Source organism: Halorubrum pallidum (assembly GCF_055380345.1).
In genome coordinates this window covers 1,401,052-1,426,881 of sequence record NZ_AP043945.1, presented here as the reverse complement: position 1 = coordinate 1,426,881, position 25,830 = coordinate 1,401,052, and the positions used below count along the sequence as shown (strand labels likewise).

Here is a 25,830-nt window from a genome sequence, read left to right as displayed (position 1 = left end):
AACCAGCGGGCTTTAGGCCCGATCGACCGATACGCGACATACGCCCACTACATGAGCCACGACGACTTCCCCACAGACCGTCCGGCGGTGGTGACCTGTGGACTGCCGTACGCCAACGGCGACCTCCACATCGGCCACCTCCGCACCTACGTCGGCGGCGACGTGTACAGCCGCGCGCTCGACCGACTCGGACAGGAGACCGCGTTCGTCTCCGGCTCGGACATGCACGGCACGCCAGTCGCGGTCAACGCCGAGAAGGAGGGCGTCTCGCCCGAGGCGTTCGCGCTCGACTGGCACGAGACGTACGCCGAGACGTTCCCGAAGTTCAACGTCGAGTTCGACAACTACGGCCACACCCACGACGAGACGAACACGGAGTTGACACAGCAGTTAGTGCGCGACCTCGACGAGAACGGCCACCTCTACGAGAAGGAGATCATGGTCGCGTACGACCCCGTCGACGACCAGTACCTCCCCGACCGGTACGTCGAGGGCACCTGTCCGTACTGCGGCGCGCACGCCCGCGGCGACGAGTGCGACGAGGGGTGTCAGCGCCACCTCGAACCCGGCGAGGTCGAGGACCCAGAGTCGACGATCACCGGTAACCCCGCGGAGTACCGCGAGCGCACCCACAAGTTCTTCGAGGTCTCGGAGTTCTCCGAGTACCTCTCCGACTTCCTCGACCGACTGGAGGGAACCTCGAACGCGCGGAACCAGCCTCGCGAGTGGATCGAGCAGGGGCTCCAGGACTGGTGTATCACCCGCGATATGGACTGGGGGATCGACTACCCGGGAGAGAACCCGCAGGACCTCGTCTTATACGTCTGGGTCGACGCCCCGATCGAGTATATCTCCTCGACGAAACAGTACACGGAGCGCGTGGGGTCGGACGCCTTCGACTGGGAGGCGGCGTGGAAGGAGAACGCGAGCGACGACCACCCTGAGGGCGGCGAGATCGTCCACGTGATCGGCCGCGACATCATCCAGCACCACACGATATTCTGGCCCGCCATGCTGGAGGCGACGGCTCACGCCGAGCCGCGCGCAGTGATGGCGAGCGGGTTCGTCACCCTCGGCGGCAAGGGCTTTTCCACGAGCCGCGACCGCGCCGTCTGGGCCGACGAGTACTTAGCGGAGGGCTTTCACCCCGATCCGCTGCGCTACTACCTCGCGACCAACGGCGGGTTCCAGCAGGACGTTGACTTCTCGTGGGAGAAGTTCGCCGACCGCGTGAACACCGAACTCGTCGGGACCGTCGGCAACTTCCTCTACCGCTCGCTGCTGTTCGCACACCGCAACTACGACGAGGCCCCGATCGCGGACGCGACGAGCGACGACGTGGCGGAGCGGATCGACGAGGCGGTCGCCGACGTGGAGGCCGCCGTCAACGACTACTCCGTGCGCGCGCTCGGCGACGCCGTCACCGATCTCGCCCGCTTCGGCAACGAGTACATCCAGCGGAACGAGCCGTGGAAGCTCGTCGATGACGAGCCCGAGGCGGCCGCACAGGTCATCCACGACTGCGTCGCGCTTGCGAAAGCGATCGCGGTCCTCTTCGAGCCGATCGCCCCCGAGAAGTGCGAGCGCCTCTGGGCGCAGCTCGGCGAAGACGGCTCCGTCCACGAGGTCACTGTCGAGGTCGCTCGTGAGGGGCCCGCGGGCGACCTCGCGGAGCCGACCGAGCTGTTCGAGCAGATCGAAGACGAGCGCGTCGAGGCGTTGAACGAGAAGCTCGAATCGCGAGTCGCCGAGGCGGAGGACGACGACGAAGGCGAGGAGGGCGGAGACGGCGGCGACGACGAAAACGACGACATGACCGATATCGAACCCCTCAGCGACGACCGCATCGGCTTCGATCAGTTCCAAGAACTCGACATCCGGGTGGGCCGGATCGACGAGGCCGAGGGCATCGAAGGCGCGGACGACCTCCTCAGGCTCCGCGTCGACCTCGGCGCGGAGACGCGGACGATCGTCGCCGGACTCAAACAGCTTCACGACGTCGATGACCTGCCCGACACGAAGGTCATCGTCCTCGCGAACATGGAGAAGGCGGAGCTGTTCGGCGTCGAGTCGAATGGGATGGTGCTCGCGGCGGGCGAGGAGGCCGACCTCCTGACGACCTACGAGGACGCCGCCCCGGGAACGAAGGTGAAGTGAGGCGCGGTCCGGAGACCGAGCCTGACACCGGGTCGCCAGCCTCAGGCGTCGAGCACTTCGATCGGGTTCCCGTCGGGGTCGACGACGAACAGGATCGTCGTGCCGCTCGACGTGGTCCGCGGCGGGGAAAGCGTCGTCACCTCCTCGTCGAGGTCGGCGTAGAAGGCCTCGACGTCGTCGACGGAGAGTCCGAGATGGATAGCGCCAGGTCGGTTCAGTTCGGGATCGGGCTTCGGTTCTCCTCGCGGGTCGTACTCTACGAGTTCGACGATCGCGCCGTCGGCGTCGAGATGCGCGAACGCCGCGGACGCGCCGTCGACGTCGACCGCCTCCGCGAAGGCCTCACCGCCCACCGAGAACTCGGCGACGACGTCGAGCCCGAACGTGTCGGTGTAAAACTCGATCGCGCGATCGAGATCCGAGACGGTGACGCCGACGTGGTGTGCGGTCGGGTCCGACGCTGGTGGTGAGTCGGATGCGGGTGGTGGGTCCGACGCTGGGGGTGAGTCTGACACGGACGACAGATCGGCGACCGTCGAAAAAACGGTGTCGACCCGCGCTACATCCCCATGTCGGCGGCGGCGGCGGGAACGGGCAGATCGGCGACCGAGACGCCGAGCATCTCCGCGGCGTGATCGAGCGCCATGTCGAAGCCGTAGTACCGCTCCAGTTCGTCCCCGTTCAGGCCGGTCCGGACCTTCAACATCGCGTAGCCGTCGAGGTTCTGGGCGACCGTTGCGGTCCCGCCGTCGGCGGAAAACGTGAGCAGCCGCTCGCCGTCCGACTCCTCGTAGCGCGCGGTGATTCCGTTCGCCTCCGCGGCTGTCGCGTCGCTCATACGCACGGAACGGACCGAACGCTGTCGTATCTATCGGTTCCATGCGCAGGTGCGCGGTCCGGCCGACCCCGACCGTCAGTCCCGTGCGGACGACAGCGGCGAGGCCACGACCGCCGCGTCGCTGCTACCGCGGGTCCCAGCCGTGAAACGACGTGTCTCCCTCCAACTCGAGGTCGAAGGCGTCGATCATCTGCCCGAGCGCGCCGTAGGCCCCCGCGATGGCGGTGATCCCGACGATCGCGTCGTCACCGTACTGCGCGGCGATCTCGGCGTGGCAGATCGCGTCGACCTCTCCGCGGACCACCGCCAGCGCGTACTCCAGAAGCGTCGCCTCGTCGTCGTCGAGCGACGCGTGATCGCCGCGTCCGACCGCGGCGATGTCGCCGTCGCTGATGCCGACGCCGCGAGCGATGTTGACGTGCTGGTGCCACTCGTACCGGTTCCGGCCCTCGGCGGCGACCGCGAGGATCACGAGTTCCCGCTCCCGGTCCGTGAGTCCGCTGTCCGTCCACAGCGACCCGAAGAACGACCGGAGTCCGGCGAGCACCGCGGGGTTGTTTCCGATCGACTCGTAGACGTGCAGCGGTCTGTCCTGCAGCGACGACCGCAACAGGTCTTCGTGTTCGTCCGGAACGTCAGACGCGTCGGCGTAGGGTACGCGAGCCATGTGCCGTCGTCGCGACACAGGGTGAAAGCTGTGTGTGCCTCGGTGGCATTGGCCGAGACCGCTGGCGGAGGCCGCACCGCCGACCCCGCGATGGTAACCTTAAGGGGCGAACCGACCCAATCACGCGCAATGAGTACCGAAGTCTCGCGGCGGCGGGCGTGGCTGATCGCCGCGCGGCCGCAGACGCTTCCCGCGGCGGCCGCGCCCGTGATCGTCGGCGTCGGACTCGCTGTCGACGCCGGCGTGTTCGCTCCGCTTCCCGCCGTGGCGGCGCTCGTCGGCGCGGCGCTGATCCAGGTGGGGACGAACTTCGCGAACGACTACTACGACGCGATTCAGGGCGCGGACACCGACGACCGCGAGGGGTTCACTCGCGTGGTCGCGAGCGGACTCATCGAGCCCCGCGAGGTGAAGCGGGCGATGTGGCTCACGTTCGCGACCGCGATCGCCGTCGGGACGTACCTCGTCGCCGTCGGCGGCGTCCCTATCCTCGCGATCGGGCTCGCGTCCGTCGCCGCCGGCATCGCCTACACGGGCGGGCCGTACCCGCTCGGCTACCACGGGCTCGGCGACCTGTTCGTGTTCGTCTTCTTCGGCGTGATCGCCGTCACCGGCACCTACTACGTGCAGGCCGCGGCGCTCGCCGCCGGCGCGTTCCCGCTGTGGATCCCGCCCGGCACCGTCTCGCCGACCGCGGTCGTCGCCAGCCTCCCGGTCGCCGCGCTCTCGACGAACATCCTCGTCGTCAACAACGTCCGCGACCTCAAGGAGGACGCCGAGACGGGGAAACGGACCCTCGCGGTGCGGTTCGGCTACCGGTTCTCGCGCGCGCAGTTCTGCGCGCTCCTCGCGCTCGCGTACCTCGTCCCGTTCTGGTTCGTCGCGACCGGACGCGGGGTCACCGCGCTCCTCCCGCTCGTCACCCTTCCGCTCGCCGTCGCCGTCGCCCGAACCGTCCTGACGGAGACGACCGGCGGCGCGCTCAACCCGGCGCTGGAATCGACCGGGAAGCTCCTCGCGGCGTACGCCGTCGCGTTCGCCGTCGGGATCGCGCTGTGACCCGGGCGTCGCTGCGCCCGTTCGCGCTCGAACTGGCGAGCCCGCTCGACACCGCCCGCGGACCGATCCGCGAGCGCGAGGGGTTCCTCGTCTCCGTCGACGTCGACGAGCCGGACTCCCCGGCGTCGACGGGGATCGGCGAGGCGACGCCGTTGCCCGGCTGGACCGAGTCGCTGTCGGCGTGTGCGTCCGCGCTCCGCCGCGTGGGCGTCGCCGACGCTGGAACCGTCGGTGTCGAAGCCGACGTCGCGGAGTCCGACGCCGCCGAGTCCGGCGTCGAGGAGCCCGCCAGCCAGACGCTTGCCGCCGACGCGCTGGCTCGCCTCGATCCGGGCGACGTGCCGGCGGCGCGTCACGGGCTCGCGCTCGCGCTCGGTGACGCCGCGGCCCGCGACGCAGGGCGGTCGCTGTCGGCGGAACTCGTCTCGAACCGCGACCTTTCGCCGCCGAGCGAGCGCGTGCCGGTCAACGCGACGATCGGCGACGTCGACCCGGACGCGTCAGCGTCGGCCGCGGTCCGCGCCGTCGACGGGGGGTTCGGCTGTCTCAAGGTGAAGGTCGGCGTGCGGTCGGTGGACGCGGACGCGGCGAGGCTCCGGGCGGTCAGGGACGCCGTCGGTGACGCGGTCGCGCTCCGGGCCGACGCGAACGGCGCGTGGGACCGGCGGACGGCGCGCGAGGCGCTCGATCGGTTCGCGCCGCTGGACCTCGCGTACGTCGAGCAGCCGCTCCCCGCCGCCGACCTCGACGGCGCGGCTCGCCTCCGGGCGGACGCGACGGTGCCGATCGCCCTCGACGAGTCGCTTTCGGAGCACGGTCTCGACGCAGTCCTCGACGCTCGCGCGGCCGACGTAGTCGTGGTAAAACCGATGGCGCTCGGCGGTCCCGACCGAGCGCTGTCGGCGGCTCTCAGGGCGCGCGCGGCCGGGGTCGATCCGGTCGTCACCACGACGATCGACGCGGTCGTCGCCCGGACCGCAGCGGTCCACGTCGCGGCCGCGATCCCCGACGTGTCGCCCTGTGGCCTCGCGACCGGGTCGCTCCTCGCCGCCGATCTCGCCGCCGACCCGTGTCCGGTCGTCGACGGGGAGATCGCGGTACCGAACGGTCCGGGGCTGGCGGGCGGCGCGTTCGACGCGCTCAGGTAGTCGGCGGCTTTCATATTCGCGGCGGTTGAGAGGAGGGCCGCGGGGACGGGCTTTTACTCGCGACCGCCGAACGGCCGCGTATGAGCGATTGGACAGACGCGATCGTCGGCGAGCGAATGACCGTCGACTCCCAGTTCAACGAGCGCGTGGCCGCCTCGAGATTTTCCAGCCAGGAGTGGGGACTCATCATGACCGCCGTCGACTTCGAAATCGAGAACCCCGACGACCCGGACGAGGCCCGTCTGGTCGCCGACACGTCGAACCTCCCGACGATCATGCCGGAGTTGGAAAACGTCAGGTCGCAGGTCGCCGCGATGGGTGGTGCTACCGGAGGGTCGGACGGAGGCAGCGGATCGGGTGGCGGCCTCGTCGATTCGATCAAGGGCGCGCTCGGTCTCGGCGAGGGCGGTGACGACGGGGTGTCAGACGAGGAACTCGACGCGGCCGAGCGGCTCGTTCAGGAGTACGCCGACGAACTGCAGGCGCACCTGGAGGAGGTCGGCAAATGGAAGCAGGTCCGCGTCGCGTACGCGGAGTGATCGTCGGCGCGACCGCTCTCAGTCGTACGGGTACCGCGCGGTCGACCCGCACTCGCGACAGCGGACGACGACGCGGCTCGGCCCGAGCCTGACGCGGCTCGTCTTGCCCGGTCGCAGGTACACGTCGCAGTCGTCGCAGGTGCGCCGTGAGACGGCGGCGGGGAGGCCACACCGGTTCCGCTCCGCGATCCGGCGCGCGAGCGCCACGTACTCTCGGGCCCGGTCGTACTCGTCGTCGACGACGGCCTCGCGTGCCAGCGTGAACAGCCGCTCGATCCGTTCCGACGGGATCCCCATACGTCGCTCGGCGGGACGAACCGGCAAAATCGTTGTCATCGGTCGACGCCGGGACCGCTCGCGAGAACTGCTCGTCGCGATCGACTGCTCGCGGGAGTGACCCGGTTCACTCGACCCGCCCTCGTCTCGCCGCCCGACCCGCACGGTTTTTTACTGACGCACGCGAAGCGAGCAACATGAAGGAATCCCTAATGGACGTCGTCTGTTGTCCGCTCGACAAGGCCGACTTGGACCTCGATGTCGACGATCGGGACGGCACGGAGATTCTCAGCGGGACGCTCACGTGTACCGAGTGCGGGGAGACGTACCCGATAGAAGACGGGATCCCGAACCTCCTGCCGCCGGACATGCGAGACGAGGCGGCCGCCTGAATCGAGGGCGTCGCCCGGTCCGAATCGTACTGCATCTTTTTTTAGTGTGAGTCCGTCGGGCCACACGTGCCGAACCTCGTCGTCGAACTGAACGGAGATGCGGTCCACGCGATCCGGGCTCCGGACCGATTCACGGCGAGCGGTCCGTTCGCGATAACGTTCGAGAACCGAGGCCGCTCGACGCACGTCCACATTCACTTCGACGACGACCTCGATCGGGTCGCGTCGGTCGACGAAGCGAATCACTTCGTCGACGACGAGGCGACGAGACACGTCCACGTCTCCGTCGCCGCCGATATCCGTGAGCCGGTTCGCGGAAAGCTGAAGATCGTCACGGGATACGGCTCGGAGACGCGGTACATCGACGTGCAGATCGATCCGCCGACCGAGACCGACGGAGACGCCGTCGCGGTCGACGAGACGTTCACGAAGCCGCCGGAGCGTCCGCCGGAGGTGCCGTTCCGCCAGCGAGTCGCGAACGCGCTCGATCGGCTCGTCGAGCGCGGAGGCGTGCCCGCGGCCCTCCTCTCGCTCGTCGCCGTCGTGGCGGGCGTCGCGATCGCGTTCGCCGTCGACAGTGTGATCGTCTCCGTCGCGGTCGGCGTCGTCATCGCGGTGTCTGTGACGGCCGCGTTGCTTGCGGTGTGGTAACGGCGATCGCCGCGCGGAGTGCGGTGACGACCACCGAGCACCGACGCCGTGGTCGGTCGGGATCCGCGCGCTTTTAACCGTTCCAGCGGAACGAAGACGCATGAGCTTCGAGAAGGAAGACGAGGTCGTGCTCCACGACAAACACAGCGAGTACGACGGCGAGACGGGCACGATCACGCAGGTCATGGAGACGATGTTCGGCGACGCGACCTACACCGTCAGCTTCGAGGACGGTCAGGAGACCGGCGTTCCCGAAGACGCCCTCGACGCCGTCGAGAGCGACGAGTAACGCTTCTCACCGTTTTACCCCGCAATGCCCACAGTCCCGTTCCACTACGTCGATCTCCGTGCGTTCGCGTACGCCACCGAGGACGAGAAGCGGGTCGCAGACGCCCTCCGCACGTTTCTCCCGGACGACGCCGAGATCGACCGGGTCGAAAACGTCGGCCATCACGGCGACCGCATCGTCGTGCTCTCCGCGCGCATCGAGAACGCCGACGGAATGCGTCACGTGCTCGACGCGCTCGCTGACCTCGACGACGTCGAGCGCGTGATCGACGAGCTCGACGACCGCGTCGACGACAACTGCGCGCTCTTCTTGCGCGTCGACAAGCAGGCCGCGTTCCGCGGCGAGGTCCGGCTCGGCCCCGGAATCACCGTCCGGGCGAAGGTCGAGGCGTACCCGGCGAAACAGCCCGCCGCCGTCGAGAACGCTCGCGAGACGCTGTCGCGATTGGCTGACGATCCGATCGGCGCGGCCGGCGCCGATCCCGACGACACCTGATCGGACGACGGGAGCGTCAGACCGCCGTGGGTTTTTGGGCACACCCGCCGTTCGTCGGACCATGAGCGATCCGTTCGTCGTCGTCGGTGCGGACGCGGCCGGCCTGAGCGCCGCCAGCAAGTTCCGCCGGACGGCCCCCGACCGCGAGGTCGTCGTCTTCGAGAAGGGGCGGTGGATCTCGTACGCCTACTGCGGGATGCCGTACTTCATCGAGGGACGCGTCGAGCGCATGTCGAACCTGCTGTCGCTGTCGCCGAGCGAGGTCGACGAGCGGGGGATCGACCTCCGGCGGGACTGCGAGGTGGTCGCGGTCGACCCCGACGCGAAGACGGTCGCCGTCGAGACCGTCGAAGGCGACCGGTTCGAGCAGCCGTACGGCGACCTGCTCGTGGCCACGGGCGGGCGGGCGACGACGGGGCCCTTCGACGTGCGCGGGCTCGACGGCGCGTTCACCCTCCACGACATGGACGCCGCGGCCGCGATCGACGCGTACGTCGCCGAACCGGACGCGTACGACCCCGAACGCGCGGACGTGAGCGCCGTCGATCGCGAGCGCGTCGAGCGAAACGCCGCGATGACCGCACCCGAGACCGTCGCGATCGTCGGCGGCGGGTACGTCGGCGTCGAGACCGCCGAGGCGCTCGTTGGACGCGGGCTCGACGTTCACCTCTTCCACCGCTCCGACCACCTCCTCTCGGACTTCGGTGCGGCCGTCGGCGAACGCGTCGAGGCGGCGCTCGCAGACCGAGGAGTGACGGTCCACACGAACGCGCCCGTCGAGTCGATCGTCGGCGACGATCGGATCGAGGCGATCGCGTTCGGCGATGAGGACGGGGGGGACGAAGGGGCCGACCGAACCGATGTCCAGACGCTCGCGGTCGACATGGCGATAGTCGGCGTGGGGATCCGGCCGAACGCCGACCTGCTCGACGGCACCGGCGTCGACCTCGGCGAGGGCGGTGCGGTCCGCACCGACGAGTACGGACGCACGAATCTCACGGACGTGTACGCCGCCGGCGACTGCGCGACCGCGCGCCACGCGGTCACGGGCGAAGACGCGTGGATGCCGCTCGGACTCACCGCGAACCGGGCCGGCCGGGCCGTCGGCGCGACCGTCGCCGGCGACCCCACGCCGGTCGGCGACATCGCCGCCACCGCCGTCGTGAAGGCGTTCGACATGGAGGCCGGCCGCGCGGGGATCCTCGACGACGCGGCGGCCCGCGAGGCCGGGTTCGACCCGGTCCGCGAGACGGTGACCGCGGGCTCGCGGTCCGGGTACTACCCCGGCGCAGCAGAGACCGACGTGACGCTCGTCGCCGACCGCGACACCGGACGCCTGCTCGGCGGAAGCATCGCCGGACCAGACCGGGCCGCGGTCCGAATAGACACGGTCGCGACGGCGCTCGAAGCGGACATGACGGTCGGTGACGTGGAGCGACTGGACCTGGCGTACGCCCCGCCCTTCAGCCCCGTGTGGGACCCGATACTCGTCGCGGCGAAGGTGCTCAACGGAAGCGTAGCGTAGAGAGGTCCGTCGAGAGCGCCAAACGTGGGCCGATAGCCGCCCCGAGTTCAGTCGTCCGCGGTCGCGCCCCCCGCGTCTGACCCGTCGGTCGACGGGGAGTCGGACCCTCCGTCAGCAGCCGTTTTGACTCCGACGAGGGCGCGACCGAGACCGGAGCCGACGACGCCGAGCGCGACCGCAGCCGCGACGGCGACCGCGAGCGACACACCGAGCGCGACCGCGAACCCCTCATCGAGAGAGAGCGCGTACGGCGCCGGTCCGAGCGTTCTGAGGAGCGCGGCCGCGAGGGGGCCGTAGGCGAGTATCGTGCCGGGGAGGACGCCGCCGCCGGTCGCACCGAAGGCGGCGACTCCCACCGCGGTCACCGCCGTGACGACGGTGGCGACTGACGGGGTCGTCACGCCGGCGGCGGCCGACGACGCGACGCCGAGCGCGGCGAGACCGTCGACCGCGACCGCGGCGATATCGAAGGCGACGTACGAGACGCCGAAGCCGGCGGCGCTCCAGACGGTGGCGCGCTCGAACCCCGCGCTCCCGAGGAGGACGCGTGTGAGTCGGGAGGCGTCCGAGTCGTCCGTCATTCGGGGGGCGTCGCCCCTCGGCCCTCTCGGTCGGGAGTGAGGGTGCCGTGTTCGTCGATCTCGCCGGCGACGATCCGCGTCGAGGAGATGCGTTCGCCGTCGTCGGCCTCGACGTGGTCGACGATGACGACATCCAAGGGGTCGTGCCCCCGCTCGGCGCGGATCTCGTTGATGCGCTTCCCGCCGTCTCTCGTCTCGGGCGAGACGATGAGCGCGTCGAACTCCGGTTCGACGGCGATGCCGGTCGGTTCGGTCAGTTCGCGGATCGCGTACTCGCGGCCGTACTTCTCCGCGCGCGGCGCGAGTTCGGCCTCGAGGTCGCGCTTCCGCCGGTCGTACGGACGGACGTACCGCTCGACGTGTCGGGTCTTCGGCGCGAGCTCGTCGGACGTGAGTCCCACGGTGACGTCCCCCAGTTCGAACGCCCGTTCGAACAGCTTCCGATGGCCGTCGTGAACGGGATCGAACGTACCCCCCAGCGCGACGTTCATGTCCACTGGTTGCGCGGCCGGAACTTAAATGGTCCCGAAGCGAGAGTCGCCGTTGGATCGACCCGCTCCGTCAGAAGCGGTTACCGCTCGGCGTCGCCGTCGGCGTCTGCGTCCGGCTCATCCGCGGACGCTCCATCGGTGTCAGATCCGCCCGTCGTCTCCTCGTCCGCGGCGTCCTCGTCCGCGTCGTCCGCATCGCCGACCGAGATCCGGACGGGGTCTGCGTCACCCTCGGGAGCCTCACCGCCGAGTCGCCGATCGAGGTTGAACACGGCGTTCAGCTCCTGCTGGACGTCGCCGACGACGCCGCGGACCAGTTCGCTCGGAGCGATGGCCTCGTATTCGTAGGGGTTGTTGCCGGCCCCGCTCGCCTCGCGTTTATCGCGTTCGACGGTCCCCTCGCCGTGGAGTTCGGCGAGCGCCTCACGGACCGTGCTCGGGTAGAGCCCGGTTCCGTCCGCGATCTCGTCGCTCGTGCTCTGCGGATTGTCGCGGAGGAAGACGTAGATCCGCGCGCGCGTCTCCGTGTCCAACAGCCACGAGAGGAGATCGACGACGTTGTCGTCGAACTCCCGAACCGCCTTGTCCGCGCCCTCGCCGAGTCGCTCTTTCGTCTTACGAAGCTCCTCGCGGGTGCGTTCCGTCGGGGAGCCCTCGCTGTCAGCGTCGTCCGTGGTCATACCCGAATCTGGGGTCCGCTCGCTCAAAAGGGTTTCTCGTCGTTTCTGCGGCGACGGAACTGGTCGAGTCGGCGCCGCCGACTACGGCGAGAGAACCAGGTCCGCACACAGCGCGTCGACGCCCGCCTCGTCACGGAGGCGTCGCTGGCGCGCCGCGCCGCTCTCCGACTCGTACACGTCGCGGATGCCGGAGACTCCCAGTCGGTCGCACTCGGCGTCGACCACCTCACCGAGCGGCAGCGTCGACTCGCCGTCGCGGGCGACGAACGACGCGTCGTGACCGTGACGGATCGCCCGCCACTTGTTCTCGTCGAGGAGTTCGCGGCGGAGCGGATCGGCCGACTCGCCGTCCGCGTATCGCTCGGCGTAGTCGACGACGAGCGCGTGGACGTACTCAACTAACGCGAGCGTGACGTCGGGGTCGCGCTGGGCGTCCGGCGCGCGCACCTCGACGGTCCCGTGGCCGGTGTGCGGGCGCACGTCGAACCAGAGTTCGCCGCGGTCGGCGATGGAGTCGGTCTCGACCATCCGGCGCTCGTATCGCTGAAACGCCTCGAAGTCCGCGAACGCGGAGGGGATGCCGGTGTTCGGGAGGTTCTCGAACACCTTCGCGCGGGCCGACGCGAGCCCGGTGTCGAAGTCGTTCCAGTACGGGGAGTTCGCCGACAGCGCGAGCAACACCGGACAGTGCCAGCGGAGCCGGTTGGCGACCCATACCGCTTTGTCGGCGTCGTCGACGCCGACGTGGACGTGCAGCCCCGCGGTGAGATTCCGGTGTTGCGGGTACTGGATCCGATCCAGTTGGGCCTGATATCGGGGCTTTTTGACGTGTTCCAGCTCTCGCCACTTCGCGGTCGGATGGAGCCCCGCCGCGGCGATCTGGTAGCCGTCGACGGCCGCGTGGTCGACGAGGGCTCGCCGCACCTCCCCGAGGGCGTCCGCGGCGTCGTTCGGGTCCTCGATCAACGGGGTCTGCGCCTCGATGGTGCAGGTGAACAGCTCGTGATCGAACCCCTCCGGGATCTCCGGCGGGGGATCCCGACCGTAGACGAGGTCGTCGGTTCCGGACGTCGGGCGGCCCTCGGCATCCACGATGTAGAACTCCTCTTCGATGCCGAGCGTCCCCATCCGAGCGAACGCGTCCCGCGAACCGAGGTCCATTACCCACCCGTTCCGCCCCCGCGCTCTTATATCGATTGGAACCCGAAATGCGGAACCAATTGGAACCCGAAACCCGAAATCGATTGGAGCCCGAAACCGATGCGAAAAAACGAGTCGGCGGCGAGTACGAACGCGCCCTACCTCACCGTCTCAGCGTCGCTTCCGGTCAGCCGAGGACGTACCGGAGTTTCGGGAACCGCTCGGTCAGCGCTCGTCCGCCGACCTCGATCCGCTCGATGTAGGCGTCGAGTCCGAGGATCCGACCCGCGCCGAACGCCGCGACCGTGAGGAACACGACCGCGTACACCAGCGTCGAGTCGAACAGCGCGAGGGCGTCTCCCGCCCAGCCCCCGAGGTAGAACAGCAGCATCTGGGCGGCCCCGCCGAGCGCGGCCAGCCGGACGAACGCGCCGGCGATGAGCGCCGCGCCGATGAGCACCTGCGTGGCCGGGACGAACACGTTCGCGAACTCGACGAACCACGGCATCGACGCCATCGCGGCGTACAGACCGCTGACGGGACTCGCGGGGTCGACGTTCGCGAGGTAGCCGCTCGCGTCGAACGGCCACTCAGCGAGTTTCCCGAGGCCCGCGAACAGGATCATCCCGCCGATCGTCGCCCTGAGCAGGACGATGAACAGCGCCGACAGCGAGTGCGCTTTCCCGAGCAGCGTCACGCCGCCGATCTCCCCGCCGAACTCGTTGGTCGTGTTGGTTGACATAGTGTCTCTCCTCACTTGCGAGTACGACGAGTGTATGGATAAACCCGGACACGAGTTCCCTCTTGGAGAGAAACGCGGCGGCCGATCCCCCGGTCGGAGGGGTCTTTATATATCGAACCACATCGGATAACTCGCTCACCAGGCCTCGCCGCTGGCGAGGTCCACGTCGGCGTCGGGTTTCGCGGAGGGGCAGATGTCGGCGAGCACGCAGTCGTCGCAGTCGGGGTTCCGCGCGGTACACACCGCGCGTCCGTGGTCGATCATAAGGTGTGTGAACTGCTGCCAGTCGCTCTGGGGGACGACGTCGAGGAGGTCCCGTTCGATCTTCGTTGGGCTCTCCGCCTCCGTGATTCCCAGCCGACGCGTGAGCCGCTGCACGTGAGTGTCGACGACGATCCCCTCCACGACGTCGTGGCCGTGCTGTAACACGACGTTGGCGGTCTTGCGGCCGACGCCGGCCAGCTCCGTCAGCTCCGACATCGTGTCGGGGACCTCGCCGTCGTGTTTCTCCGCGATGTCCGCGCACGCCGAGCGGATGTACTCCGCCTTGTTGTTGTAGTAGGTGATGGAGTTTATCGCCTCCGCGAGTTCCTCTTGCGGGGCGTTCGCGTACTCTTCGGGGGTCTCGTACGTCTCGAAGAGGTCGGCACACACCTTGTTCACGCGCTCGTCGGTACACTGCGCCGAGAGGATCACGGCGATGAGAAGCTCTAAGCGATTCGAGTAGTTGAGCGAGATCGTCGAGTCGGGGTACTCCTCGTAGAGCCTGTCGAGGACCGCAGCGACCTGTTCGTCTCGCGTGTCGAGTGGCGTGCCCATACCGATCCCTCCGGTCGGGCGACATTGAACGATCCGGAAGCGGCGGGTCGAGGGTCGGGACGCGCCCCGCTCGGCCCCGCCGCGACCGACATCGACTTGCGGCGCGCGACCCACCGTGAGGGCATGCTCTCGGACACGCCCGGGCTCCACCACGTGACGGGGATCGTCGGCGACCCGGCGGCCGCGGCCGGGTTCTACGGAGAGACCCTCGGCCTCCGGCTGCTCCGCCGGACGGTGAACTACGAGGACGTCCTCCGGTATCACCTCTACTTCGGCGACGCGACCGGCGCGCCCGGCTCCGTCTTCACCGTCTTCCCGGATCCGCACGCCGATCCCGGTCGGACCGGGAAGCCCGGTTACGAGGCGGTCGCGTTCGCGGTCCCGCCCGACTCGCTCGGCCACTGGCGAGAGCGACTCGCGGACCGCGACGTGGCGGTCGAGACCGACACCGCCGATCGGGCGGGAGGCGGTCGCTTCGGCGACGAGGTGATCGCGATCTCCGATCCCTCCGGAACCCGAGTCGAACTTGTCGAGAGCGACGCGGGCGGAGAGCCGTGGGTCGATGCGGCCGAGCCCGGCCCCGCCGCCGACCCGGTCCCCGAGTCGGCCGCGATCCGCGGGCTTCACGGCGTCACCGCGCTCCCGGCGGACCCGTACGGGACCGCGAGCGTCCTCGACACGCTCGGGTTCGAGTACGAGGCGGAGTCCGGCGACCGGATCCGGTACCGCGCGCCGGGCGACCGCGCGACCGTCGTCGACCTGCTCGACCGCGACGCGCCGTACCTCCGCGAGGGCCCCGGGACGCTTCACCACGCCGCGGTCCGGGTCCCGGACCGAGAGGCGCTCTTAGAGTGGCACGCGCTGTTCCGCGACCGCGGCTACGACACCTCCCGAGTGAAGGACCGCCACTTCTTCCACTCGCTGTACGTGCGTGGTCCGGGCGGTCTCCTCATCGAACTCGCGACGGAGGCGTCGACTCCGGACGGGCCCGCGGGGCCGGGACTGGCCGATCCGGAGGCGATCGGCCACGCGAGAGAGGTGTACCTCCCGCCGCGGTTCGAGGCCGACCGCGAGCTGATCGAGGAACAGCTGCCCGCGTTCGAGTTCGGGGGCGGGCGCGCCGACGAGGCCGACGCCAGCGGCGACGGGCGGACCGCGGAGACGGACGCGCCTCGCAACTGATGAGCCGACAGCTTCCCGGCGTCGAGGGGCCGCACGCGGACGCGACGCTAGTCACCGGGGGCGCACCGGCCGCCGCGGCTGAGGTCGCGGTCGTGCTCGTCCACGGGCGGGGCGGGACGCCCGAGGGGCTCGTCCGGCTCGCCGACGAGTTCTACCGCCCGGGCGCGGCGTTCCTCGCACCGGGTGCGGTCCGATCGAACTGGTTCCCGGCCGGTCACGACGCGCCCGTCGCGGCCAACGAGCCGGCGCTCACCTCGGCCGTCGACTGCGTCGCCGCCGCCCTCCGGGTCGCGGGCGACCTCAGGGTCGGTCCGGAGTCGGTCGTCCTCGTCGGGATCTCGCAGGGCGGGAGCGTCGTGAGCGAGTTCCTCCGGCGGCACCCGCGGCGCTACGGCGGCGCGTTCGTCGTCTCCGGGGCGCTGCCCGGTGCGGACCTCGCGGAGTGGGACGTGGTCGACGCCGTGGGCGGGTCGGACGACGAGGCGGGTCCGCTCGCCGACACGCCCGTCGCGCTCGACAGCAGTGCGGGAGACCCCTACGTCCCGATCGAGCGCGTGCGGGCGACCGCAGACGCGTTAGAGCGGGGCGGCGCCGCGGTCGACCTCCGGATCGACGACGGGGCCGGACACGGCCTCGCCGACGCGACGACGACCCGGATCGGCGACCGGATCGCGGCGCTTCTGGGAGGCGTCGACGCAGAATCGACCTCCGAGTGAGCGCGACGTCGCCCTCGCGACCGAACGTGTTCGCGACATCGCACATGAGGTTCGCGGAGGGATCCGGGAGTATGACCGAGATCGACGTCCGAGACATCCCGCCGAGCGAGCGACACGGACGGATTCACGACGCCTTCGAGGCGCTGTCGCCGGGCGAGACGCTGACGATCGTCAACGACCACGACCCGAAGCCGCTCTACCACGAGATGGCGGCCGAGATGCCGGCGTTCGACCCGGGCGGGTACGCGGTGGAGCGGGAGGGCCCCGACGAGTTCGTCGCCGAGTTCCCGAAATCCGCCGGCGACGACTCTGCCGCGGCGAAGGTCGCTCGCGTCGCCGACCTCGACGGCGAGCCGCACGCGGACGCGTTTCCCGGGAAAGAACCGAAGGCGATCCGGTTGTCGCTGGAGGCGGACGAGCGCGTGCCCGAACACGAGCACCCCGACCGGACCGTGCTGTTCCACGTGTTGGAGGGAGCGATCGACGTCGCCCTCGAGGGCGAACCCCATCGCGTCGAGGCCGGAGAGATCCTCCGATTCGAGGGAGAGTCGAGCGTCCGACCGACCGCGTGCGAGGACAGCGTCGCACTGGTTGTGCTGGCGCCGCGAACCGAGCGGTGAGGAGGGTCCTCTCGCTCGCCCCGCCGCCGTTTTATTCGCCGCCCTCGAACGCCCGCCATGGAGACGACGCGCAAGCGGATCGCCGAGACCCTCCGCGAGGCCCCGGCGACCGCGAGCGACCTCGGCGAGTCGCTGTCGCTGCCGACGGCGGTCGTGTACGAACACGTGGAACACGTCTCGCGGTCGGTCGCCGACGACGGCGCGGACGAGGAGTTTCTGGTCGCGCCGCCCGAGTGTCGCGACTGCGGCTTCGACCGATTCGACGACCCGGTCAACGAGCCGTCGCGATGTCCGGAGTGCAAGAGCGAGCGGATCGCGGAGCCGCGGTTCGTGATCCGGTGATCGCGTCGCGAGCGGCCGTCCGACGTCTACAGCTCGTCCAAGAGCGTCCGAGCGGCCGCGGACGACGACCCCGGCCCGCGGGCGGTGATCAGGTCGCCGTCGACGGTGACGCTCTCGTCGGCGTCGAGTTCGGCGTCCCAGTCGCCCCCGGCGAGCACGACTTCGTCTTCGACCCAGTAGGGGAGCTTCCGGCCGTCCGGCAGCACGTCATCGTCGTCGACGATCCCCTCCTCCCAGTCGTTCGGGAACCCGGTGACGGACCGTCCCTCGACGAGCGGCGTTCCGTCGGCCTCGCGAGTGAACGCGAGGATGCCGACCGCGTGACAGACGACGAGCGCGACGCCCTCGTCGCCCGCGACCGCGTCGAGCAGCAGCTGGCGGGCGTGCCGGTCCTGGTTCACGTCCCAGACGGTACCGTGACCGCCGGGGAAGACCACCGCGTCGTGGCCGTCGGCCTCGACGCTCGCGAGCGGCGCGGGGTCGGTGAGTCCCGGGTGCGTCTCGGCGACTTCGCGGAACTCCGCCGCGGCCTCCTCGCCGCCGGCGGCGTCCGGCTCCAGCGATCGCTCGTCGACGACCGGCTGCGACCCGGAGGGCGTCGCGACCGTCACGTCGACGCCCTCGGACTCGAGCGTCGAGAGCGGCTCGATGCACTCTTCGGCCCAGTACCCCTCCTCGCTCACGACGAACAGCGCGCTTGTCATGTGGTCGTGCATTCACGCTCTCGGCATAAAAGGGACCCGCGACCGGCAGCGACGTGGGGTGACGCGAGGCATATCCCGCACCGTCGCGGCGCTCGCCTCGCGCCGCAATCGAGTTAGTACTCCTCGTACGCGAGGTTCATCATCCACTGCGAGAAGGCGTCGGCCTGCGGGTCGACCTCCTCCTCGCCGATGAACGGCGACAACATGTCGCCGGCCATCAACAGCGAGAAGTCCAGATCTCGGGGTGCGGGCTCCAGATAGTAGGTGTTGTGGCCGTCGTAGACGGTCTCTTCGCGCTGGATGAGCCCGGACTCCGCCAACGCCTCCGCGATGCGGCTCCCCTTCCGAGACGAGACGTCGAGTTCCTTCCAGAAGTCGCTCTGATGGATGCCACCGGTCTCGCGGATGAGGTCGAGGCCCGCGCGCTCGTCGGCGGACAGGTCGGCCTCGAGTTCGGACGCGCTCATACCCTGACAGCCGCCCGCGAGTCGCTTAAAACTGGCTTTCCGCGTCGTCTCCGTCTGTCCGAGCGTCGGGAGCGAACGCGAACCCCGCCGGCAGCGACACGGGCACCGGTTCGGTCTCGCAGGGCGGCCCGTCCGCGTACGCGAACGCGGGGTCGGAGCCGGTTTCGATCCGCGTGAACGATACCGTCCCGAACCCGTCTCCGTGGAGGCACGCCCCGTATTCGTGGTCGGCGAGGACCGCGCCGGCGCGGTCGAGCCACGCGGTACCCGACTCTTCGGGGGCCGGCGCGATCGCGCCCGCGACGGCTCGCGCGCTCTCCGCGCGCTCCTCGCCGAACTCCCGTCGACGCTCGGGGATCGCGAAGCGCTCCGTGCCGCCGATCACGCCGCCGACGTTGCCGACGACGTGCACGCCGGTATCGAGTCGCGTCACGGTGAGCGCGCCGTCGTACGCGAGCAGGAGCGCCGACCGCGCGTCGGCGAGCACGAGGTTGAACCCGTCGTACGCGCGCGCCGCGACTTCTCGTTCGACGATCCGGCGAGCGGCTTCGGCGGAGTCGGCTTCGAGGCAGTCCCGAACGAGCAGCCCGCGTGACCGGTCCCCGGTGCGGTCGACGTCGAGCCAGCGGTTGGTGACGGCGACGACGAGGCCGCCGTCTGTGAGTCCGATCCACGTCCCGCCGGCCTCCGCGTCGTGCGGAGCGACGTACCGAACGGACCCGTCGGCGTCCCCGGCGTCGCCCCCGCGGATCGCGGGTGGCTCTGCGGGACGCTCCAGCGCCTCGTCGCGGTTGGCGGCGAGCGCGACCGGCGCGTCAGCGAACACCCTCCACGCGAGCGTCAGAGTGCACACGGCGTCGGGTACGCGCGACGCGGACGAAAAGCCCGCGGTTGACGGTGAGCACGCGTCCCGCGGAAGTCTCTATTCTTTACTCACAATAAAAGAAATCTTTTGGTAGCTGGGCTCATACGCCGGCACATGAACGCGATAGCCGTGTACGAAGGGGCCGACGAGCCGGTCGTGACGGAGAAGCCGCGGCCCGAGCCCGCGCCCGGCGAGGCGCTCGTTCGCACGCTCCGCGTCGGAGTCGACGGGACGGACCACGAGGTCATCGCCGGCGGGCACGGCGGGGCACCGGCGGGGGAAGACCACCTCGTGTTGGGTCACGAGGCGGTCGGCGTCGTCGAGGACCCGAACGACACCCCGTTCGAGGCCGGCGACGTCGTCGTTCCGACGGTCCGTCGGCCGCCGAACGGCGCAAACGAGTATTTCGCGCGCGGCGAGCCGGACATGGCACCGGACGGCGAGTATCACGAGCGCGGCATCGTCGGTGCACACGGATTCATGGCGGAGTTCTTCACCAGTCCCGCGGAGTTCCTCGTCGAGATCCCGACGGCGCTGGCCGAGTGGGGATTCCTCGTCGAGCCGGTCTCCATCGCTGAGAAGGCGATCGAGCACGCCTACGCCAGCCGGTCCGCGTTCCACTGGGAGCCCGAGTCGGCGCTGGTGCTCGGGAACGGGTCACTCGGCCTGCTCACGGTCGCGACGCTCGACGACGCGTTCGACCGGATCTACTGTCTCGGCCGGCGCGAGCGCCCCGACCCGACGATAGACATCATCGAGTCGCTCGGCGCGACGTACGTGAACTCGAACCAGACGGCGGTCTCCGACGTGTCGGACGCCCACGAGCCGATGGACTTCGTCTTCGAGGCGACCGGCTACGCCCCGCACGCCTTCGAGACTATCGAGGCGCTCGCGCCGAACGGCGTCGGCGCGCTGCTCGGCGTACCGAGTGATTGGGAATTCGAGATCGACGGGGGACGCCTCCACCGCGAGTTCGTGCTGCATAACAAGGCGCTCGTCGGCAGCGTCAACTCCGGCTACGAGCACTTCGAGGCGGCCGTCGACTCGCTGTCTCAATTTGAGCCCGAGTTCATCGACGACCTCGTCACCGGGGTCTACGGGCTCGACGACTTTGAGGCCGCGTTCGCGGATGACGACACGACTATTAAAACGGCGATCGAATTCGACACGTATGAAGAACGTTGACGACCTGATCGACAGCGCGGCGGAGCTTGCAGAGCGGGGGCTCTCGAAGGGAGAGATCGCGGACGAACTGAACGTCTCCCGCGAGACGGCGAGCTGGCTCGTCGAGCGCGGCGGGGGGAACGACACCGCGGCGGAGACAGCGACGTCGACGTCGACGGCCGACATCCACGTCGACTGGTCGGCGCTTGGCCGTGACTCGACCCGGCTCCGGTACGCCGCGAGCGCGATGGCGGACCTGCTGGCGAAGGAGGGTGACGAGGTCGACCTCACCGTCGGCGTCGAGAAGGCCGGCGCGCCGCTCGCGACCGCGGTCGCAAACCAGCTCGACACGGACTTGGGCACGTACGCGCCCGCGAAACACCAGTGGGAAGAGGGCGACATCGACGAGCACGGCGGCGGCTTCTCGCGGAACTTCGCCGGGATCCGCGACCGCGACTGCTACGTCGTCGACGACATCATCACCTCCGGGACGACGATGCGCGAATCGATCCACGCCATCCGCGAGCAGGGCGGCGAGCCTGCCGCCTGCGTCGTGTTGGTCGACAAGATGGGCTACGACGAGATAGACGACGTGCCCGTGTACTCGCTCGTGGACGTGGTGCGGGTCGACCGCGAGGAGTAAGCCGCCACAGGCGCGACCCGCGTAGCGCCCGCGATTCCTTGCAACCGATGGAAAAGCGGTCGACCGACGACTCACCCCTACATCCACTCGCCCCGTGCGGAACCCATTTGCCTCGCCGGGTCCTATCGGGACACATGACGTTCCAGCCCGAATCCGACGCGGGAGCAGACGAGATCGAACAGCGCGTCGAAGAGACGATCGCCGCCAACGACGTGGTGCTGTTCATGAAGGGGAACCGGCTGATGCCCCAGTGCGGCTACTCGCAACGCGCCGTCGAACTCATCTCACAGCACGTCGAGGAGTTCGAGACTGTCGACGTGCTCCCCGCACTCCCGGCGTATCGCGAGGCGCTCGAGTCTCAAAGCGGCTGGGAGACCATCCCGCAGACGTTCGTCGATGGCGAGTTCGTCGGCGGGAGCGACGTGCTAGGCGAACTGGAGGAGCGCGGCGAACTGGCCGCCGAACTCGGAGCCGAGTGACCGTCACACGGGGGGGGCGCGATCGGCGGCGGACACGTCGTGTGTGACGGCGTATCCCACCGCGGTCAGCGTCTCCGTCAGCGCTCGGCGCCTCCGGTCGCCGGTAGACGAAGGGTAGGTCCTATAAACCTACGGCACCTACAACAGGTAGGTGCAGCCGTTTCCGCCGTCGGTGCGACGACCGGTTCGACCCCACCTCACCCACCCAACAATGACAGGCCGCGTGTTCAGACTTCATTCGACGCTCGAACTGCCCCTCGAAGACGTTGAGACGTACTTCGAAGAAGATCCCGATCTACCCGCGGAGATCGACGACATCGACATCACGCGTCGAAACAACACCCTCATCATCAAGGCCCTGTCCGACGACGAGTCAATTAGCAAGTACACCCCGACCGCGCAGTTGAAGGCGTCGGTCACGGAGACCCGCGTGTGGGAGGAAGAGCCTCCGCGCGCCGGCGGCCCGCAGTGGATGGACGACGAGGAGGAGGAGATCCCCTCGGAGCTGGTCGAGTTCGCGTGTTTCAAGGGCGACCGCGAGACCGTCCTCCAGAACTCCGCGCTCCAGTACCCCATGTTCCTCGTGCTTCGCGAGATCGCGCAGCTCTCGGAGAAGGGGACGCTGACCGCGATCACCGAGGAGAACGACGAGCTGGAGGCGACCCGCATCGTCGAGGGTGAGGCCCGCCCAGCGAGCATCGAAGTCGTCGAGAGCCCGCAGGGCGCGGGCGACGGCGACGGCGGCGTCAACTGGCGCGACAACGAGTTCATCTCGGACTGACGGAAGGAGTCGACGGTCGCGACGCACGGCGATCGGACCCGAGCGCGACAGATGCCGTGAAACAGCTGTTTTCTCGCGTCTCACAGCCGATATGCTGAGTGGGACGGGGCCGTCTCGATCGAACTACGACAGCGTGTCGACCGCGACGTCAGCGAGTTCGGCGGCGTCGGCTCCGTGAAGGCGATCGTCGCCGAGTTTGAGTCGGAGCCGCGGACGGCCGACGTCGATCGGGACCTTCTCGGTGTCGATGAGTCCGGCGTCTTCGAGCCGGGTCTTCGTGCGCGAGAACGTCGCCTTCGAGGCGATGCCGACGTCTTCGCCCCACTTCGAGATGTCGTAGAGGAGCACGTCGTTTTTCGCGGCCACGAGCAGTGAGGCGGTTACCTCGTCGATCTCGGCGGACCCCCCCGCGGCGTCGACGGCGGCGAGAAGCGCGTCGAAGTCGTCGCGGGTCGCCTCGTCGATCTCGGCGGCCATAGTCTCGCGAACGCGGCTGATGGCGGGCGTTCGGAGGTCGTACTCGTCGGCGTCCTCGAAGGCGGCGCGATTGGTCTCGAACACCTCGGTCACGAACTCCTCGTCGTCGGTCGAGAGCGCCGCGACTCGGTCGTCGGCGCTCACGAGTACGAGGACCCGAGAGGGAGACGCGAACAGGGCGTTGTCGACGTCGTCGGGGAGCAGGCGGATCCCGAGGGCGCCGTCGGCGACGAGGTCGGCGGCCGTGGACGCCGCGAGGAAGTCGCTCATCACCGCTGTGAGAACCCGATCGTCGGCCAGCATCGACATCGACGGCAGACCGTCGCGATCGGTGGCCGCATCGACGAGCGACGCGACCGTCTCCGCCGACGGATCGACGACGATCACTTCCTCGTCGTCCCCACTGACTGCTGCGTCGAGGACGGTCTCGACGTCGGCTTCAAGTAAATTTGACACCATATATTTCCTCGAATAAACGGCAGTTGTCCACTTAATATTAACGGGATAGGGGAAGCGAACAACCCAGAAAACCGCCTGAGCGTACCGAACACAGCGGATCGATGGATATCATGGAACGATCGAAGCGAGGGCGTCGAGATTGCGTCTGGCGTGCGTTCGACGGCCGTCCGCCCGATCGCTTTCCGCGGCGTTACGCAAGGATTAATGCGCGATCGGACCCGCGTTCGTGCATGGACACAGCCCACGTCCGGGACGTCGATCCGGCTGTCGCCGACGCGCTGGCCGGCGAACGCGACAGGCAGGAACAGACCCTCGCGATGATCGCGAGCGAGAACCACGTCAGCGAGGCGGTACTGGAGGCGCAGGGGAGCGTTCTCACCAACAAGTACGCCGAGGGGTATCCGGGGTCGCGCTACTACGCCGGCTGCGAGTACGCAGACGAGGTCGAGGAGCTGGCGATCGAGCGCGCGACGGAGCTGTGGGGAGCCGACCACGTCAACGTCCAACCGCACTCCGGAACGCAGGCGAATCAGGCCGTCTACTACGCCGTGTTGGAACCCGGCGACAAGATCCTCTCTTTAGATCTCACCCACGGCGGCCACCTCTCGCACGGTCACCCGGCGAACTTCACCGGACAGATATACGACGTCGAGCAGTACGAGGTCGACCCCGACACCGGCTACATCGATTACGACGGGCTGCGCGCCGCCGCGGAGTCGTTCGACCCCGATATCATCGTCTCCGGGTACTCCGCGTACCCGCGAACCGTCGAGTGGGACCGCATTCAGGCGGCCGCCGACGCGGTCGACGCGTACCACCTCGCCGATATCGCTCACATCACCGGGCTCGTCGCGGCGGGCGTCCACCCCTCGCCGGTCGGAATCGCCGACTTCGTCACCGGCTCGACGCACAAGACGATCCGCGCCGGCCGCGGCGGGATCGTGATGTGCGACGAGGCGTTCGCCGACGACATCGACAAGGCGGTCTTCCCCGGCGGACAGGGGGGCCCGCTGATGCACAATATCGCCGGCAAGGCGGTCGGGTTCAAAGAGGCGCTGGAGCCCGAGTTCGAGGCGTACACAGAACAGGTCGTCGCGAACGCGAACACGCTCGCCGAGACGCTACAGGACCACGGGCTCTCTCTCGTCTCCGGCGGTACCGACAACCACCTCGTCCTCGCCGACCTCCGCGACTCGCACCCGGACCTACCGGGCGGAGACGCCGAGGACGCGCTCGCGGCCGCGAACATCGTCCTCAACGGGAACACCGTTCCGGGTGAGACGCGCTCGCCGTTCAATCCGTCGGGGATCCGCGCCGGCACTGCCGGGCTCACCACTCGCGGGTTCGACGAGGAGGCGACGGCGGAAGTCGGAGACCTCATCTACCGAGTCGTCGACAACGTCGAGAGCGACGACGTGATCTACGAGGTCGGTGAGCGCGTCGCCGAACTCTGCGAGGAGTACCCGCTGTACGAGTGACCGCCGCGCCGGCGTGGGCGGCGTCCCGTCGTCTCCGAGACGGATCCGTACGTACAAAGTAGGGGCAACCCCGACGGAGGCGTATGGACGACCAGTCGTTTCTGGCTCGGCGTCTCGATCGGGCGGCCGCGCCGCTCGCGATCGGTGACGTCCTCGTGTTGATGGCGTTTCTGACCGCCGGAACGCTCAGTCACAGACCGGCTGAGTTCCTCGTGAACAACCCGACGTACCTGCTCGGCGTGTGGGCACCCTTCCTGATCGGCTGGTTCCTCGTGTCACCGCTCGTCGGTGCGTACGCCGCCGGTGCAGCCGAGACCGCGAAGTCGTCGGTACCGCTCGTCGTGCGCTCGTGGATCCCGGCGGCCGCCATCGGGTTCGTGCTGCGCGCGTTCGTGTTTCGCGGCGGCGTCGCCCCGACGTTCGTGGCGGTGATCCTCGTGACCGGAGCGGTGGCGCTCGGCGCGTGGCGCGCACTGTACTTCCGAATCCGGTAACGGCTTCGACGGAGTCGTATCCGGCACTCCCGGCGAGACCGGACTCGATCTCGGGTCTGTTTTGAACACCGTGACCGTTCGCAGGAGATCGTCGACCGATGGAGACGTGCGTCGCGTCCATAAGTTATGGGTGACGTTTTTGTGAACATTCTCTGTGTAACGAGGAACCACGAGAAAAATTTAATAGTCATTTTGCCGTAGATCAGTCTGAGTATGAGTGGGTACTACGACTACGTCCTCGGACTCATTCCGGCCGCACTGATCGGCGTGACTGTGATCCTCTATCTGGCCGGATTGCCGACGACGGCCGCGCTCCCCGGGGGCGCGCTCGTCGCTGGAGCGATAATGGCCCACGCGATGTTCGTCCGTGCCCCGGTTCGGCCCGCAGATGTCGGCGACACTCGGTCAGACGGAGGACCGCGAGAGCCGACGACCAGTCGCGCGTCTGACTGACGGGACGGTCCCTGCAG

Annotated in this window: 34 protein-coding genes; 20 read left to right on the top strand and 14 right to left on the bottom strand. The window is 68.9% G+C overall.

Annotated elements, in window-relative coordinates:
• The first annotated feature begins 51 nt into the window (after positions 1-51).
• Positions 52-2,157, top strand: coding sequence for a methionine--tRNA ligase (gene metG, locus ACZ45C_RS09020; protein ID WP_460558628.1), 2,106 nt, complete (start codon positions 52-54; stop codon positions 2,155-2,157).
• Between the two features lie 41 nt (positions 2,158-2,198).
• On the opposite strand, the gene ACZ45C_RS09015 is transcribed toward metG, so the two are convergent.
• From ACZ45C_RS09015 to ACZ45C_RS09005, 3 genes are all read right to left on the bottom strand, one after another.
• Entirely contained in the window at positions 2,199-2,672 is a 474-nt protein-coding gene (locus ACZ45C_RS09015; protein ID WP_460558626.1) for a VOC family protein, read from the bottom strand.
• Between the two features lie 44 nt (positions 2,673-2,716).
• The gene (locus ACZ45C_RS09010; RefSeq protein WP_460558624.1) at positions 2,717-2,995 is read right to left on the bottom strand and encodes a DUF7111 family protein; all 279 of its coding nucleotides are present in this window, start codon (positions 2,993-2,995) and stop codon (positions 2,717-2,719) included.
• Positions 2,996-3,119: 124 nt separating this feature from the next.
• Positions 3,120-3,662 (bottom strand): carboxymuconolactone decarboxylase family protein, encoded by a 543-nt coding sequence (locus ACZ45C_RS09005; RefSeq protein ID WP_460558622.1) that lies wholly within the window; start codon positions 3,660-3,662, stop codon positions 3,120-3,122.
• 129 nt (positions 3,663-3,791) lie between these two features.
• On the opposite strand from ACZ45C_RS09005, the gene ACZ45C_RS09000 reads away from it, so the two are divergent.
• From ACZ45C_RS09000 to ACZ45C_RS08990, 3 genes are all read left to right on the top strand, one after another.
• Entirely contained in the window at positions 3,792-4,721 is a 930-nt protein-coding gene (locus ACZ45C_RS09000; protein WP_460558620.1) for a 1,4-dihydroxy-2-naphthoate polyprenyltransferase, read from the top strand.
• Positions 4,718-5,869, top strand: a complete 1,152-nt coding sequence (locus ACZ45C_RS08995; RefSeq protein ID WP_460558618.1) for a mandelate racemase/muconate lactonizing enzyme family protein — start codon at positions 4,718-4,720, stop codon at positions 5,867-5,869. Before ACZ45C_RS09000 ends, ACZ45C_RS08995 begins: the two co-directional genes overlap by 4 nt.
• Before the next feature lie 80 nt (positions 5,870-5,949).
• Positions 5,950-6,408, top strand: a complete 459-nt coding sequence (locus ACZ45C_RS08990; protein WP_460558616.1) for a DUF5799 family protein — start codon at positions 5,950-5,952, stop codon at positions 6,406-6,408.
• 18 nt (positions 6,409-6,426) lie between these two features.
• Here the strand turns inward: ACZ45C_RS08990 and ACZ45C_RS08985 are convergent, their stop codons facing one another.
• Positions 6,427-6,705 (bottom strand): ribonuclease P protein component 4, encoded by a 279-nt coding sequence (locus tag ACZ45C_RS08985; RefSeq protein WP_460558614.1) that lies wholly within the window; start codon positions 6,703-6,705, stop codon positions 6,427-6,429.
• Positions 6,706-6,881: 176 nt separating this feature from the next.
• Here ACZ45C_RS08985 and ACZ45C_RS08980 point away from each other — a divergent pair, with 176 nt between their 5' ends.
• The 5 genes from ACZ45C_RS08980 (at position 6,882) to ACZ45C_RS08960 (ending at position 10,036) form a co-directional block, all read left to right on the top strand.
• Positions 6,882-7,076 carry a methytransferase partner Trm112 gene (locus ACZ45C_RS08980; RefSeq protein ID WP_460558611.1) on the top strand — a complete coding sequence of 65 codons (195 nt, stop codon included), beginning with the start codon at positions 6,882-6,884 and terminating at the stop codon, positions 7,074-7,076.
• Between the two features lie 66 nt (positions 7,077-7,142).
• Complete coding sequence (locus ACZ45C_RS08975) at positions 7,143-7,727, top strand: DUF7524 family protein (RefSeq protein ID WP_460558609.1); 585 nt, start codon at positions 7,143-7,145, stop codon at positions 7,725-7,727.
• Positions 7,728-7,827: 100 nt separating this feature from the next.
• Positions 7,828-8,016: a DUF1918 domain-containing protein gene (locus tag ACZ45C_RS08970; RefSeq protein WP_460558607.1), complete on the top strand. Its 189-nt coding sequence runs from the start codon at positions 7,828-7,830 to the stop codon at positions 8,014-8,016.
• A 24-nt stretch (positions 8,017-8,040) separates the two neighbouring features.
• Positions 8,041-8,511: an RNA-binding protein gene (locus ACZ45C_RS08965; protein WP_460558605.1), complete on the top strand. Its 471-nt coding sequence runs from the start codon at positions 8,041-8,043 to the stop codon at positions 8,509-8,511.
• 61 nt (positions 8,512-8,572) lie between these two features.
• Positions 8,573-10,036: an FAD-dependent oxidoreductase gene (locus ACZ45C_RS08960; RefSeq protein WP_460558603.1), complete on the top strand. Its 1,464-nt coding sequence runs from the start codon at positions 8,573-8,575 to the stop codon at positions 10,034-10,036.
• 47 nt (positions 10,037-10,083) lie between these two features.
• Here ACZ45C_RS08960 and ACZ45C_RS08955 read toward each other — a convergent pair whose 3' ends face one another.
• From ACZ45C_RS08955 to nth, 6 genes are all read right to left on the bottom strand, one after another.
• Entirely contained in the window at positions 10,084-10,617 is a 534-nt protein-coding gene (locus tag ACZ45C_RS08955) for a hypothetical protein (RefSeq protein ID WP_460558602.1), read from the bottom strand.
• Positions 10,614-11,108, bottom strand: coding sequence for a phosphopantetheine adenylyltransferase (locus tag ACZ45C_RS08950; RefSeq protein WP_460558600.1), 495 nt, complete (start codon positions 11,106-11,108; stop codon positions 10,614-10,616). The genes ACZ45C_RS08955 and ACZ45C_RS08950 overlap by 4 nt, the downstream gene beginning before the upstream one ends.
• An 80-nt stretch (positions 11,109-11,188) precedes the next feature.
• Entirely contained in the window at positions 11,189-11,788 is a 600-nt protein-coding gene (locus ACZ45C_RS08945) for a helix-turn-helix domain-containing protein (protein ID WP_460558598.1), read from the bottom strand.
• 81 nt (positions 11,789-11,869) lie between these two features.
• Positions 11,870-12,949 (bottom strand): glutamate--cysteine ligase, encoded by a 1,080-nt coding sequence (locus ACZ45C_RS08940; protein WP_460558596.1) that lies wholly within the window; start codon positions 12,947-12,949, stop codon positions 11,870-11,872.
• Between the two features lie 166 nt (positions 12,950-13,115).
• The gene (locus ACZ45C_RS08935) at positions 13,116-13,670 is read right to left on the bottom strand and encodes a DoxX family protein (protein WP_460558594.1); all 555 of its coding nucleotides are present in this window, start codon (positions 13,668-13,670) and stop codon (positions 13,116-13,118) included.
• 135 nt (positions 13,671-13,805) lie between these two features.
• Positions 13,806-14,489: an endonuclease III gene (nth, locus tag ACZ45C_RS08930; protein ID WP_460558592.1), complete on the bottom strand. Its 684-nt coding sequence runs from the start codon at positions 14,487-14,489 to the stop codon at positions 13,806-13,808.
• Positions 14,490-14,612: 123 nt separating this feature from the next.
• Here nth and ACZ45C_RS08925 point away from each other — a divergent pair, with 123 nt between their 5' ends.
• From ACZ45C_RS08925 to ACZ45C_RS08910, 4 genes are all read left to right on the top strand, one after another.
• Positions 14,613-15,671, top strand: coding sequence for a VOC family protein (locus ACZ45C_RS08925; protein ID WP_460558847.1), 1,059 nt, complete (start codon positions 14,613-14,615; stop codon positions 15,669-15,671).
• Positions 15,671-16,387, top strand: coding sequence for an alpha/beta hydrolase (locus ACZ45C_RS08920; protein ID WP_460558590.1), 717 nt, complete (start codon positions 15,671-15,673; stop codon positions 16,385-16,387). The genes ACZ45C_RS08925 and ACZ45C_RS08920 overlap by 1 nt, the downstream gene beginning before the upstream one ends.
• A 71-nt stretch (positions 16,388-16,458) precedes the next feature.
• Complete coding sequence (locus tag ACZ45C_RS08915) at positions 16,459-17,007, top strand: DUF2249 domain-containing protein (RefSeq protein WP_460558588.1); 549 nt, start codon at positions 16,459-16,461, stop codon at positions 17,005-17,007.
• A gap of 57 nt (positions 17,008-17,064) precedes the next feature.
• Positions 17,065-17,349 (top strand): transcriptional regulator, encoded by a 285-nt coding sequence (locus ACZ45C_RS08910; protein ID WP_460558586.1) that lies wholly within the window; start codon positions 17,065-17,067, stop codon positions 17,347-17,349.
• 26 nt (positions 17,350-17,375) lie between these two features.
• Here ACZ45C_RS08910 and ACZ45C_RS08905 read toward each other — a convergent pair whose 3' ends face one another.
• The 3 genes from ACZ45C_RS08905 to ACZ45C_RS08895 form a co-directional block, all read right to left on the bottom strand.
• The gene (locus ACZ45C_RS08905; protein WP_460558584.1) at positions 17,376-18,053 is read right to left on the bottom strand and encodes a type 1 glutamine amidotransferase domain-containing protein; all 678 of its coding nucleotides are present in this window, start codon (positions 18,051-18,053) and stop codon (positions 17,376-17,378) included.
• A 113-nt stretch (positions 18,054-18,166) separates the two neighbouring features.
• Positions 18,167-18,520, bottom strand: coding sequence for a helix-turn-helix transcriptional regulator (locus ACZ45C_RS08900; protein ID WP_460558582.1), 354 nt, complete (start codon positions 18,518-18,520; stop codon positions 18,167-18,169).
• Positions 18,521-18,545: 25 nt separating this feature from the next.
• On the bottom strand, positions 18,546-19,373 hold the full coding sequence (locus ACZ45C_RS08895) for an NRDE family protein (protein WP_460558580.1): 828 nt from the start codon (positions 19,371-19,373) through the stop codon (positions 18,546-18,548).
• A gap of 126 nt (positions 19,374-19,499) precedes the next feature.
• Here ACZ45C_RS08895 and ACZ45C_RS08890 point away from each other — a divergent pair, with 126 nt between their 5' ends.
• The 4 genes from ACZ45C_RS08890 to ACZ45C_RS08875 all read left to right on the top strand — a co-directional run bounded on the left by ACZ45C_RS08890 (position 19,500) and on the right by ACZ45C_RS08875 (position 22,452).
• On the top strand, positions 19,500-20,570 hold the full coding sequence (locus ACZ45C_RS08890; RefSeq protein ID WP_460558578.1) for a glucose 1-dehydrogenase: 1,071 nt from the start codon (positions 19,500-19,502) through the stop codon (positions 20,568-20,570).
• A complete protein-coding gene (gene gfcR, locus ACZ45C_RS08885; RefSeq protein ID WP_460558576.1) occupies positions 20,557-21,192 on the top strand; it encodes a transcriptional regulator GfcR in 636 nt (211 codons plus the stop codon). The genes ACZ45C_RS08890 and gfcR overlap by 14 nt, the downstream gene beginning before the upstream one ends.
• Before the next feature lie 134 nt (positions 21,193-21,326).
• On the top strand, positions 21,327-21,671 hold the full coding sequence (locus ACZ45C_RS08880) for a glutaredoxin family protein (protein WP_460558574.1): 345 nt from the start codon (positions 21,327-21,329) through the stop codon (positions 21,669-21,671).
• Positions 21,672-21,882: 211 nt separating this feature from the next.
• Entirely contained in the window at positions 21,883-22,452 is a 570-nt protein-coding gene (locus ACZ45C_RS08875; protein ID WP_460558572.1) for a DUF7110 family protein, read from the top strand.
• Between the two features lie 123 nt (positions 22,453-22,575).
• Here the strand turns inward: ACZ45C_RS08875 and tbsP are convergent, their stop codons facing one another.
• Entirely contained in the window at positions 22,576-23,388 is an 813-nt protein-coding gene (tbsP, locus tag ACZ45C_RS08870) for a transcriptional regulator TbsP (RefSeq protein ID WP_460558570.1), read from the bottom strand.
• 230 nt (positions 23,389-23,618) lie between these two features.
• Between tbsP and glyA the strand changes: the two genes are divergently transcribed.
• The 3 genes from glyA to ACZ45C_RS08855 all read left to right on the top strand — a co-directional run bounded on the left by glyA (position 23,619) and on the right by ACZ45C_RS08855 (position 25,813).
• Positions 23,619-24,866: a serine hydroxymethyltransferase gene (glyA, locus tag ACZ45C_RS08865; RefSeq protein WP_460558568.1), complete on the top strand. Its 1,248-nt coding sequence runs from the start codon at positions 23,619-23,621 to the stop codon at positions 24,864-24,866.
• A gap of 83 nt (positions 24,867-24,949) precedes the next feature.
• Positions 24,950-25,360, top strand: a complete 411-nt coding sequence (locus ACZ45C_RS08860; RefSeq protein WP_460558566.1) for a DUF3054 domain-containing protein — start codon at positions 24,950-24,952, stop codon at positions 25,358-25,360.
• Positions 25,361-25,573: 213 nt separating this feature from the next.
• Positions 25,574-25,813, top strand: a complete 240-nt coding sequence (locus ACZ45C_RS08855; protein ID WP_460558564.1) for a DUF8015 family protein — start codon at positions 25,574-25,576, stop codon at positions 25,811-25,813.
• Positions 25,814-25,830: the final 17 nt, after the last annotated feature.